Annotated in this window: 10 protein-coding genes and 10 tRNA genes; 18 read left to right on the forward strand and 2 right to left on the reverse strand. The window is 28.5% G+C overall.

Translation table 11 applies throughout. The features are described from left to right. Positions 1-65 precede the first annotated feature (65 nt). From BN1711_RS12890 to BN1711_RS02250, 6 genes are all read left to right on the forward strand, one after another. Entirely contained in the window at positions 66-335 is a 270-nt protein-coding gene (locus BN1711_RS12890; RefSeq protein WP_050606576.1) for a hypothetical protein, read from the forward strand. A gap of 174 nt (positions 336-509) precedes the next feature. Continuing rightward, complete coding sequence (locus BN1711_RS02230; protein WP_050606577.1) at positions 510-1,721, forward strand: dicarboxylate/amino acid:cation symporter; 1,212 nt, start codon at positions 510-512, stop codon at positions 1,719-1,721. A gap of 144 nt (positions 1,722-1,865) precedes the next feature. Then, positions 1,866-2,153 (forward strand): Asp-tRNA(Asn)/Glu-tRNA(Gln) amidotransferase subunit GatC, encoded by a 288-nt coding sequence (gene gatC, locus BN1711_RS02235; RefSeq protein ID WP_050606578.1) that lies wholly within the window; start codon positions 1,866-1,868, stop codon positions 2,151-2,153. A gap of 33 nt (positions 2,154-2,186) precedes the next feature. Further along, positions 2,187-3,644, forward strand: a complete 1,458-nt coding sequence (gene gatA, locus BN1711_RS02240; RefSeq protein ID WP_050606579.1) for an Asp-tRNA(Asn)/Glu-tRNA(Gln) amidotransferase subunit GatA — start codon at positions 2,187-2,189, stop codon at positions 3,642-3,644. Between the two features lie 35 nt (positions 3,645-3,679). After that, positions 3,680-5,110, forward strand: a complete 1,431-nt coding sequence (gene gatB / locus BN1711_RS02245; RefSeq protein WP_050606580.1) for an Asp-tRNA(Asn)/Glu-tRNA(Gln) amidotransferase subunit GatB — start codon at positions 3,680-3,682, stop codon at positions 5,108-5,110. Between the two features lie 181 nt (positions 5,111-5,291). Next, on the forward strand, positions 5,292-6,848 hold the full coding sequence (locus BN1711_RS02250; RefSeq protein ID WP_050606581.1) for a peptide ABC transporter substrate-binding protein: 1,557 nt from the start codon (positions 5,292-5,294) through the stop codon (positions 6,846-6,848). Between the two features lie 4 nt (positions 6,849-6,852). On the opposite strand, the gene BN1711_RS02255 is transcribed toward BN1711_RS02250, so the two are convergent. Both BN1711_RS02255 and BN1711_RS02260 read right to left on the reverse strand, forming a co-directional pair. Further along, complete coding sequence (locus tag BN1711_RS02255; protein ID WP_050606582.1) at positions 6,853-7,014, reverse strand: hypothetical protein; 162 nt, start codon at positions 7,012-7,014, stop codon at positions 6,853-6,855. 177 nt (positions 7,015-7,191) lie between these two features. After that, on the reverse strand, positions 7,192-8,568 hold the full coding sequence (locus BN1711_RS02260; RefSeq protein WP_050606583.1) for a hypothetical protein: 1,377 nt from the start codon (positions 8,566-8,568) through the stop codon (positions 7,192-7,194). A 109-nt stretch (positions 8,569-8,677) separates the two neighbouring features. Between BN1711_RS02260 and BN1711_RS02265 the strand changes: the two genes are divergently transcribed. The 12 genes from BN1711_RS02265 to BN1711_RS02320 all read left to right on the forward strand — a co-directional run bounded on the left by BN1711_RS02265 (position 8,678) and on the right by BN1711_RS02320 (position 10,741). Then, positions 8,678-9,277, forward strand: a complete 600-nt coding sequence (locus BN1711_RS02265) for an XTP/dITP diphosphatase (protein WP_050606584.1) — start codon at positions 8,678-8,680, stop codon at positions 9,275-9,277. A 12-nt stretch (positions 9,278-9,289) separates the two neighbouring features. Then, positions 9,290-9,763, forward strand: coding sequence for a metallophosphoesterase (locus BN1711_RS02270; protein WP_050606585.1), 474 nt, complete (start codon positions 9,290-9,292; stop codon positions 9,761-9,763). Between the two features lie 128 nt (positions 9,764-9,891). Further along, positions 9,892-9,967: transfer RNA gene (locus BN1711_RS02275), tRNA-Pro, on the forward strand. A 3-nt stretch (positions 9,968-9,970) separates the two neighbouring features. Further along, positions 9,971-10,044 (forward strand) — tRNA-Gly (locus BN1711_RS02280). Between the two features lie 6 nt (positions 10,045-10,050). Next, positions 10,051-10,127, forward strand: a tRNA-Arg gene (locus BN1711_RS02285). Between the two features lie 9 nt (positions 10,128-10,136). Further along, positions 10,137-10,212: transfer RNA gene (locus tag BN1711_RS02290), tRNA-His, on the forward strand. A gap of 3 nt (positions 10,213-10,215) precedes the next feature. Continuing rightward, positions 10,216-10,290 (forward strand) — tRNA-Gln (locus BN1711_RS02295). A 5-nt stretch (positions 10,291-10,295) separates the two neighbouring features. Then, positions 10,296-10,371, forward strand: a tRNA-Lys gene (locus tag BN1711_RS02300). 10 nt (positions 10,372-10,381) lie between these two features. Further along, positions 10,382-10,465 (forward strand) — tRNA-Leu (locus BN1711_RS02305). Between the two features lie 16 nt (positions 10,466-10,481). After that, a tRNA-Gly gene (locus tag BN1711_RS02310) sits at positions 10,482-10,556 on the forward strand. 11 nt (positions 10,557-10,567) lie between these two features. Then, a tRNA-Gly gene (locus tag BN1711_RS02315) sits at positions 10,568-10,641 on the forward strand. Positions 10,642-10,664: 23 nt separating this feature from the next. Continuing rightward, positions 10,665-10,741 (forward strand) — tRNA-Arg (locus BN1711_RS02320). The last annotated feature ends 424 nt before the right edge of the window (positions 10,742-11,165 follow it).

The following is an 11,165-nucleotide window of genomic DNA, read 5'->3' on the forward strand; positions in this document are numbered from 1 at the left end:
AGTATATTATGTAATTGGTCTATAAACGTATATAATACTATAATGTATTAGTGGAGAGGATAATTATGAAAAAAACTATAAATGCATTAGGGTGGATTATGGTTGTTTTAACTACAGTAGTTTTAATATGTACATTGCTTACAATATATCAGTTTACCTATATAAAGTATTTTGATACCTACTATACACTTCAGTGGTGTATATTTTTTACAATGATAATTTGGTCCGCCAAAATGTTAGAGAGTAAGAGGGGTTTAAAAAATAAATTTTATTCTATTCTATGCATTCTTTTTGCAATTGCAAATATTTTTTTTATATATATGCAGGTATATTAAACTGGCAAGTTATTGCCAGTTTTTTTATTTTTGTATTTAATATAAAATACAATTGTTTTTAAAATAAATACAAAAAATTATTGACAATAGAAATAGAGGGTGTTATTATAGTTTTGTACTCAAAAAATAAACATGTGTACGCAAAATGTGGACACCAAAATCGGGGGGATAGTAATGAAAAAAATAGGACTTTTAGGCAGACTTATATTAGGAATCATATGTGGAATATTAATAGGTTTTATATCAAAGACATTGGAAATGTATCATGTAGTGAGAGTGCTAACTACGTTTACCGGATTATTTGGTGGATTTCTTAACTTTTGCATACCACTTATAATAGTTGGATTTGTAGCTCCAGGTATTGCAGAACTTGGTAAGGGTTCAGGAAAATTATTAGGAATTACTGTTATATTTGCTTATGTATCTACAATAATATCTGGAATTGCAGCATTTTTATTAGGAAAATCTATATTACCAAGTGTTATAAAAAATGCAGGAAGTATAGCTAAATCTAAAGTTTATTTAGAACCGCTTTTCAAAATAGAAATTCAACCTATAATGGGAGTAATGTCAGCCTTAGTTATTGCATTTATATTAGGAATTTGTATGCCTTATATAAAGGGTAAAAATTTATTTGAGATAACAAAAGATTTTAAAGATGTAGTAGAGATTATAATTAGAAACGTAATTATACCACTAGTACCTATTCATATAGCTGGTATATTTGCTAAATTAACAGCATCAGGAGAGATATTTCAAACTTTAAAAACTTTCTCAGCAGTATATTTAATTATAATACCTCTTCAAATTGTATATATTTTATTTCAATATTTAACATCTTATTTACTTACAAGAAAAAATCCGGTTAAATCAATAAAAAATATGATACCTGGATATATGATGGCTTTAGGAACTCAATCATCTGCAGCAGCTATACCAGTTAATCTTGAGTGTGCTAGAAAAAATAATTTATCTGATGATATAGTAGATTTTGTAATACCACTATGTGCTACTATACATTTAGCTGGTGATACAATAACATTAGTATTAGGAGCTATGGGAATAATGTTTATGTCAGGTCAAACTCCTACAGCAGCTATAATGATACCTTATATATTTATGCTAGGAGTAACAATGGTAGCAGCACCTGGAATACCGGGGGGAGGAGTTTATGCTACATTAGGACTACTAAAGGATATGCTTGCATTCAATCCAGCACAACAAGGATTAATGATAGCAATACATTTTGCGCAAGATAGTTTTGGAACAGCTACAAATGTCTGTGGTGATGGAGCTATTGCTATAATGATAGATAGGATATTTAAAAAGAAGGAAATATCACAAAAAACAGTTATAAAAAATGAAGAATTGGAAAATGCTATATAATATATGAAAGCTGCCTTTATTTTACAGGCAGCTTTCATTTTGGAATGTAAAAACATAATATTTGTGGTAAAATAAAAATGTTAGACTTAAAGAAAAATATGTTATTATTTTTAAATATATATGTATAAGGAAGTGAGGGATAAAATGTCAGTTTCAAAGAAAGATGTAGAATATGTAGCAGAACTTGCAAAACTAGAGTTTAATGAAGAACAAAAAGAAGAATTTGTAGATGATTTGAACAAAATATTAACTTATATGGAAAAGTTAGATGAGTTAGATACTAACGATGTAGATATAATAGTAAATCCATATTATATTGAAAATAAGTATAGAGAAGATGAAGTTCAAGAATCTATGAAATTAAATGATGTTATAGAAAATTCACCAGATCATTTAGAAGAATATATAATAGTTCCTAAAGTTATAGACTAATAAAATTTAATTTCTGAAAAAGGAGGAAAGAAAATGGATGTAACTAAGCTTACAGCACATGAACTTAAAGAACTTTTAAAAAATAAAGAAATAAAAGCAGAAGAAATTACAAAAGCTTTTTTAGATAGAATAAAGTCTGTAGATGATAAGTTAGGTGCATATTTATATGTAGCGGAAGAAGAGGCTTTAAATAAGGCAAAAGAAATAGATAAAAATTTAGAAAAGGGTGCAACTCTAAAAGGGTTAACAGGCATACCTGTAGGTGTAAAAGATAATATAAATGTTAAAGGAATGCAAAATACTTGTGCTTCAAAAATATTACAAGGTTATACATCTCCTTATGATGCTCATGTAACTCAAAGAATAAAAGAAGAAGAAGGTATAATAATTGGAAAGTTAAACATGGATGAATTTGCAATGGGATCTTCTACAGAAAACAGTGCATTGAAATTATCAAGAAATCCATGGGATATAAATAGGGTACCAGGTGGATCTTCAGGTGGTTCAGCAGTATCAGTTGCAGGTCTTGAATCTCCATTATCTATAGGAACAGATACAGGTGGTTCTGTAAGACAACCAGCTTCATTTTGTGGTGTAGTAGGTTTAAAACCTACTTATGGAAGAATATCAAGAAGTGGAGTAGTTGCTTTTGGTTCTACATTAGATCAAGTTGGACCTATGGGAAGAGATGTAGAAGATTGTGCTTTATTAACTAATTGTTTAGCAGGATTGGATCATAAAGATTTTACTACAGCAAATATAAAAGTTCCAGATTACTCAAAAAGTTTAACTAAAGATATAAAAGGTAAGAAAATAGGAATTCCAAGCGAATTCTTTAAAGAAGGATTAGATGAAAATGTAAGGTCTGCAGTAGAAGAAGCTATAAAGGTTTTGGAAGCTAATGGTGCAGAAGTAAAAGAATGCTCACTACCTTTAGCTGATTATGCTTTAGCTGCATATTACATAATATCTAGTGCTGAGGCTTCTTCAAATTTAGCTAGATTTGATGGAATAAGATATGGATATAGAGCAAAAGAATTTGCAGATTCTAATGATATATATTTAAAATCTAGAAGTCAAGGTTTTGGTGATGAAGTTAAGAGAAGAATAATGCTAGGAACTTATGTGTTATCAGCGGGATATTATGATGCTTACTATAAAAAGGCATTAAAAGTTAGAAATCTTATTAAAAATGATTTCCAAAGAGTATTTAAGGAATTCGATGCTATGGTTTGTCCAACTTCACCAACTACAGCATTTAAAATAAATGAAAAAAAAGATGATGTAATGGCTATGTATCTTTCAGATATATATACAGTACCAGTAAGTGTAGCAGGAGTGCCAGCTATATCTTTACCATGTGGTATGGTAGATGGACTTCCAGTGGGTCTTCAAATTATAGGAGATTATTTCAAGGAAGATGTCCTATTTAACTTAGCATATAGTTATGAACAATCAACAGATTGGCACAAAATGATAGCGGAAATTTAAAAATAACTAGAAATTAAAAGGAGTGAAAAGTGTAGATGGAGTTTGAAGCAGTTATTGGATTAGAAGTTCACTCAGAACTTTCTACTAAAACTAAGATATATTGTGGATGCAGTACGGAGTTTGGAGGACAGCCAAATACTCATGTTTGTCCAATATGCCTAGGATTGCCAGGAGCATTACCTCAATTAAATAAAAGAGTTGTGGATTATGGAATAAAAGCAGGATTAGCTTTAAATTGTTCTATAAACAAACTTTGTAGAATGGATAGAAAAAATTATTATTATCCAGATTGTCCAAAGAATTACCAAATTACTCAAGATGAGCTTCCACTATGTTATGATGGATATATAGAAATAGAATTAGAAAGTGGAGAAAAGAAAAGAATTGGTATTGAGAGGATACATATAGAAGAAGATGCAGGAAAGCTTCTTCATACTAATGCGGGAACTTTAGTAGATTATAACAGAGCAGGTGTTCCTTTAATAGAAGTAGTATCAAAACCAGATATAAGAACTCCAGAAGAAGCAACAAAATACTTAGAAAAATTAAAGAGTATTTTATCTTCTATAGAAGTATCTGATTGCAAAATGGAGCAAGGTTCTTTAAGATGTGATGGTAATATATCTGTAAGACCTAAAGGTTCAGAAGAATTTGGAGTAAGATCTGAAATAAAAAATATGAACTCATTTAAAGCTTTAGAAAAAGCTTTTGAATATGAATATAAAAGACATATAGAGGCAGTTCAAAATGGAGAAAAACTTGAACAAGAAACTAGAAGATGGGATGAAACCAATGGTGTTACTATATCTATGAGAAGTAAGGAACATGCAAATGATTATAGATATTTTCCAGAAGGAGATCTTGTTACTTTAAATATTTCTGATGAGTGGATAGAAGAAGTTAGAAGTACTATTCCAGAATTGCCACACGAAAAAGCTGAAAGATTTGTTCAAGAATTTGCTATACCAAAATATGATGCTAGTGTATTAACCTTAACTATGGATATGGCTAATTTCTATGAAAGAACAGCTATAGAAAGTGAAGATCCTAAGGCTGCATCTAACTGGTTAATGGGAGATATATCTAGACTTATGAATGAAAAAGCTATGGAAGTTACAGATTTAAAATTTACTCCTTCTCAGTTAGCAGAATTAATAAAGTTAATAAATAAAGGTACTATATCTAATAATATAGGTAAAAAAGTTATAACTGAAATGTTCAAAACAGGAAAAAGTCCTAGAGACATAGTGGAAGAAAAAGGATTGGTACAAAATAATGATGAAGGTGCTATACTTGAAGTTGTAAAAAAAGTAATCGAAGCTAATCCTAAATCCATAGAAGATTATAAAAATGGTAAGAAAAGAGCAGTAGGGTTCCTTATAGGACTTGTAATGAAAGAAACAAAAGGTAAAGCGAATCCACAAATAGTAAATAAATTAGTAAATGAAGAAGTAAGTAAATTATAATAAATAAAATTAAAAAGCTACTAATGTAGAATATACATTAGTAGTTTTTTATAATTAAAATATGATTAATAATATATTAAAGTTTTATAAAATTATGTTAGATTGGTTTATTTTTCGTTTGGAGGGTAATAATTTAAATATGTAAATTAGAAATTAAATTATTCTAATTAGGGGGGAAAATATGAAAAGAATTTTATGTATTTTTTTAATGTTTTTAATGGTTCTTTTTGGTGGATGCGTAGAAAAAAATAAAAAGGTTAATTCCTATAATAAGGATAGAAATTATTTAATATATAATATAGAAACTATACCTAAAGATTTAATTATGTTACATAATAAAAATGAAAGGGAAGAGGACTTATTAATATGTTTATTTGATGGATTAGTTACATTAGACAAGGAAAATAATATTGTACCTGAACTAGCAGAAAAGTGGGAAATAAGCGATGATGGCATAAGTTATAGATTTCATTTAAAAAATAATATATATTGGAGCAATGGTAAAAAAATAACCGCTAGTGATTTTGTTGAATTTTTTAAAGATATATTAATATATAGAAGAGATTATGATATTAAAAATAATGAATTAGATTGTATCTATGGTGCACGAGATTATAGGTATAAAGGTAATTTAGAAGGTTTAGCTATAAGAGAATTAGATAATGAAACTTTAGAAATAAGGTTAAATAGTAAATGTCCTTATTTTTTAAAATTATTAGCTAAACCACAGTATAAATTAAGAAAAATAGATATGAATATTAAGGATTATAAAAATCATTATAAAGATTTAATTTATACTGGAGCATTTATTATAGATAGTATGAGTGATGATAAAATAGTGCTTAAGAAAAACAACCAATATTGGGATAAGCAAAAGATAAAAAGTGACAAGATAGTATTAACAGCTATAAAGGGAAGTGAAAATTCTTTAGCTGCCTTGAAAACATCTCAAATAGATGCCTTTATTAATCCCCCTATTTCCGAGATAGAGAGTTTAACTTCTGAAAATTTAATAAAAAAGAGAGAGACATTACAAGGAGCTGCTATGATTTTTAATAAAAACCGTAATGATATAGATGAAGATTTAAGAGCATCTATAAGTTATTGTATAGATAGAGGTCATATATGTAAGGACATTTTGTGTGATACGGCTACACCAGCAAAAGCGTATATACCAAATTATATCTATAAAAATAATAATTTAAACTGTTTTTATGAAAATAAAAATATTAATAAAGCTAAAGAATATTTTAATAAGAGCAAATGGAATAAATCTGAAAATACTATAAAGGTAATATCGTTAAATAATTGTATGTTTAAAAATATTAGTGATGATTTGGTTCAAAATGTAAAGAAAAATTTAAATATAAATATAGATTTTCAAGGATATGATGATGAAGTAAAATTAAAAAATGCACTTAAAAATGGAGATTATGATTTAGCATTAATACCTTATAAAGGTTCATACAATGGAGAAATAGGGTTTTTACAAAATTGGAGAGGTGATTATAATAAAGAATATAATGATATTTTAGATTCTATAGATAAAGAAGAAAATGAATGGAAGAGACAACAACTAATAATTAAAGCACAAAATTTATTATTAAAAGATAATTACATAATACCTATTGCTTTTTTTGATATGGTATTATGTAAAAAAAGTAGGGTTAAAGATATATATATAAATAATTTTGATAATGTAATTATAAAAAATTCTTATAAAGCTCCTTTAAATTAGTTTACTATAATTTTTCGGGAGCTTTTTTAATTTTTTCTATATTTTTAGGTATAAAATAAGCACAGTGCGCATCACAGTTGTGAATACTTAAAAAGGAATCGATATAATTTAAAATACATCTCCCATCTTTATTATGTTTACATTTTTCAGAACAAGCTATAGTCATATACATTATTCCTCCTTATAAAAAAGTATTTTATTACCAATGCTTGTACTATACCAATAAATTTATTATATGTAAAAATAAAAATTTTATATATAATTTAATCCCATCTAATGATTGGCATTAGATGGGATTAAATTTTTGATATAATAAAAATTTAAAATAAGGTCTTTCATATAATTAGAGATTTTTTAAATATAATATTAAGAATAAAATAAGCATATTTTTATTGCTATCAAAAGAAACTCTACATTTAGTATATTTTTGTTTCTTTTTATTAAAGGTTACATATTTGCCGAATACGGGAGCTATTTCAATACTATCAGGAGATGGAACAGAAGCCATTCTAAAGCATTGTTCTTCAAGTAAATCTTCAGATTTCAATGAGTAGTTTTTATATCTTTCTGGACTGCTTAAACTTGGAGCTTCAGGCCAACTTAATATTATTCCACAATCAATTAACTGATTTTTATAATATTCAATTAATGTAGTTTTGTTCTTCTCATCTGCATTTTTATAATTAATAAGTAAAATTAATAAGTATAACATTAATTCAGCACAAGTAAATTTAATTTCTTTATCATCACTTTCTTTTAAGAAGATATTTAAATCATTATTATACAAATTTAAGAGATTTTCATATATACTATTTGCTTGTTGCTTAAATTTTAAAATACCTATGTTTTTATAAAGGAACATAAAGTTAAGGTAAGTTAAACAAGATATTTCTATATTATCACCTTTATATAAGTTATTTAATTCTTTATATTTTTCAAGCAAAAATTCAGATAAATCTAGTAAGAGCATTTTACTTTCTTCATTTTTAGAGTATTTATAAAATATGTTTAAGCCTAAGCATGTTCTAGAAATTTCATCTAATGAAAGAGTATAGAGTTCATTTTTAAATTCTAAGAACATATTAAGTATATCCAATGAGAAAGTTTCGTAGTTTGAACTGTACTCGTCATCATCCAATAAAGAAGTACCATAGTAAGCTGCCATTAATAAAGCTTGATTTCCATAATTGAATTTTTTATTTTTTTCTTTGAAATTTATTTTTCCTATTATAGAGTCAGATGTATCAGCTTTATCTACAAAAATACCTTCTTCATTTCTTAAGTAAGTTGCAAAGAATTCTAATTGTTTTTTACATAGTTTGCTGTATAATTTAGAATATGAATATAAATTTTTATTTTTATCTTTAAATTGTTTATAATATTCAATTAATTCTAATAGACTTAATGTCATTAAGCTATTACCTAATATATTTACTTCTTTTTTAAATTTATCTTCGTTCCACGTTAATTTATCATTAGAAGTGATTAATTTAGGATTTGCTTTTTTATATATACAAAGTAGTGGAAATTTAGATTGAAATTGATCAAAATTTGATTGATCTTTATTTTTTAATTTTAGTTCTTTAAAGGGAATACATATTCCACATTTTGAGTTAAGTACTATGTGATTTAAAGATTCTTTAGCTAAGAAATTTATTTGGGAATATATGTCTTCAGCTTTTAATGTATTTATTCTTAAAAAAGGACCTATATATTTCAAAAAAATACACCTACCATAAATTAATTCTTATATTATAATATGATATGTATGTAATAAATATTGATATTAAAACTAAATATTTTTTACTTAAAGGAAAGGGGTAAAATATATGAATAAAAAAGTTATAGTAGCCAGCAATAATTCACATAAGATAAGAGAGATAAAAGAAATATTAATAAAATATAATATGGAAGTTATGTCTATGAAGGAAGCTGGAATAGAGGTAGACATAGAAGAAAACGGAAAGACATTTATGGAGAATGCTTTTAAAAAAGCAGATACTATACATAAACTTATGCCGAAATGCATGATAATAGCAGACGATTCAGGTCTTATGGTAGATGCATTAGGCGGTGCTCCAGGAATATATTCTGCTAGATTTGCAGGAGAGCATGGTAACTATAAAAAAAATAATGAAAAATTATTAAGTCTTTTAAAAGATGAAAAAAATAAAAATGCAAAATTTGTTTCTGCAGTAGTTTTTATAATTAATGATGAAGAAATAATAAAGGTTCAAGGAGAAATAAATGGTGTTATTATAGATGAAGAAAAAGGGGAAAATGGATTTGGATATGATCCATTGTTTTATGTACCAAAATATAATAAAACATTTGCTCAAATGGAATCAGAATTAAAAAATGCAATAAGTCATAGAGCTAATGCATTAAGTAAATTACAAAGGGAAATAGAGAAGTATGTAGAAAAATAGGGGGAATTAGTTTTGAGAATAGGAGTGATAAGTGATACTCATAGATATATATATGATATAAATTTTCTATTAGAGGAACTTGGGAATGTAGATGTAATTATACATTTAGGTGATAATGTAGAGGATGTAAAAAGTATATACAAATATTATGATGGAAAAATAATAAATGTTAGAGGAAATTGTGATTTTAATTTAAGTGCTCCCTTAGAATTGGTAGAAGAAATAGAGGGAAAAAGATTTCTCATAACTCATGGACACAAGTATAATGTTAAATATAGTTTAGCAAATCTAAGATATAAGGCTTTAGAAGTTGAAGCAGATGTAGTTTTGTTTGGTCATACCCATGTATCACAGATAGAATTTATGGATAATATATGGTTTATAAATCCTGGAAGTGTTTCTTTACCACGAGATGGTGGGAAAAGTATAGGAATTATAACTATAGAAAATGGCCAAATTAAGCCAATTATCAAAAGAATAAAATAAAAATTATAAAAAAATAAAAAAAAATTAAAAAAAGTATTGACGAATATGAATATATCGTGTAGAATAGTTTATGTCGTTGAGAGTTGCAAGAAACAAGTTCTTCCAAGCAACTCAAACAAATGACCTTTCGGGGTGTGGCGCAGATGGGAGCGCGCGTGGTTTGGGACCATGAGGTCGCAGGTTCAAGCCCTGTCACCCCGACCACTTGCGGGTGTAACTCAATGGTAGAGTGCTAGCCTTCCAAGCTAGTTACGAGGGTTCGATTCCCTTCACCCGCTCCAATATATGCGTCTTTAGCTCAGCTGGATAGAGCAACGGCCTTCTAAGCCGTGTGCCAGGGGTTCGACTCCCTTAAGACGCACCAAAATTTGCGGTGGGTATAGTTCAGTTGGTAGAGCGCCAGATTGTGGTTCTGGTTGTCAAGGGTTCGAATCCCTTTACTCACCCCATGTTGGGATGTCGCCAAGCGGTAAGGCATAGCACTTTGACTGCTACATGCGTAGGTTCGAATCCTGCCATCCCAGCCATATATGATCTACTAGCTCAGTCGGTAGAGCACATGACTTTTAATCATGGTGTCCGGGGTTCGATTCCCCGGTAGATCACCAATTTAATTATGCAGATGTGGCGGAATTGGCAGACGCACTAGACTTAGGATCTAGCGCCTTTGGCATGGGGGTTCGACTCCCTTCATCTGCACCATATTTTTTTTTATTATGCGGGAGTGGCTCAGTGGTAGAGCGTCACCTTGCCAAGGTGAACGTCGCGAGTTCGAATCTCGTCTTCCGCTCCAATTAATTACATGCGGGTGTAACTCAATGGTAGAGTGCTAGCCTTCCAAGCTAGTTACGAGGGTTCGATTCCCTTCACCCGCTCCATTTTTATGTTTAAAATTAATTTAGCACCTATAGCTCAGCTGGATAGAGTTACGGACTTCGAATCCGGAGGTGGCAGGTTCGAATCCTGCTAGGTGCACCATAGTTTTTTAAAGTGTTTCGTACAGGGTTAATAGAAAAGAAGAGGTCTTATAGAATATTATTCTATAAGACCTCTTTTTTATTATAGAGGAGAAGAGTATTTTTGAACGAGTTTTAACATTATTAGTACAAGTTCTATAAAAAAGTATTATAATACTACACTATAATCATAAATTTTTAAAATAACTTCTACTGTTTAGGTGTGTTAAAATAAAAATAAAGCATTTAATTATTAATTATGGAGGGTAAGTATATGGGGGATTATAGAAAACTTTGGACAGATTTAGGAGTTAATTTAGAAAAGCATGATCAATTATGCGCAGTGTTACCAGAACTTTATGGTGCTACATATTTAAATCAAGAAAATAGACCTGAGGGAATGAATTACTTTAATTTTGTAGTTTCAGAAGTGCATGGACTTAGAA

The sequence above is a fragment of the Clostridium niameyense genome, from assembly GCF_001243045.1.
Lineage (GTDB): Bacteria > Bacillota > Clostridia > Clostridiales > Clostridiaceae > Clostridium_F > Clostridium_F niameyense.

What these genes read in the sequence shown, in the direction of transcription:
- BN1711_RS02250 (WP_050606581.1), top strand. Translation starts at nt 5,292, where the DNA reads ATGAAAAGAATTTTATGTATTTTTTTAATGTTTTTAATGGTTCTTTTT.
- gatB (WP_050606580.1), top strand. Translation starts at nt 3,680, where the DNA reads ATGGAGTTTGAAGCAGTTATTGGATTAGAAGTTCACTCAGAACTTTCT.
- gatA (WP_050606579.1), top strand. Translation starts at nt 2,187, where the DNA reads ATGGATGTAACTAAGCTTACAGCACATGAACTTAAAGAACTTTTAAAA.
- BN1711_RS02255 (WP_050606582.1), bottom strand. Translation starts at nt 7,014, where the DNA reads ATGACTATAGCTTGTTCTGAAAAATGTAAACATAATAAAGATGGGAGA.
- gatC (WP_050606578.1), top strand. Translation starts at nt 1,866, where the DNA reads ATGTCAGTTTCAAAGAAAGATGTAGAATATGTAGCAGAACTTGCAAAA.
- BN1711_RS02230 (WP_050606577.1), top strand. Translation starts at nt 510, where the DNA reads ATGAAAAAAATAGGACTTTTAGGCAGACTTATATTAGGAATCATATGT.
- BN1711_RS12890 (WP_050606576.1), top strand. Translation starts at nt 66, where the DNA reads ATGAAAAAAACTATAAATGCATTAGGGTGGATTATGGTTGTTTTAACT.
- BN1711_RS02265 (WP_050606584.1), top strand. Translation starts at nt 8,678, where the DNA reads ATGAATAAAAAAGTTATAGTAGCCAGCAATAATTCACATAAGATAAGA.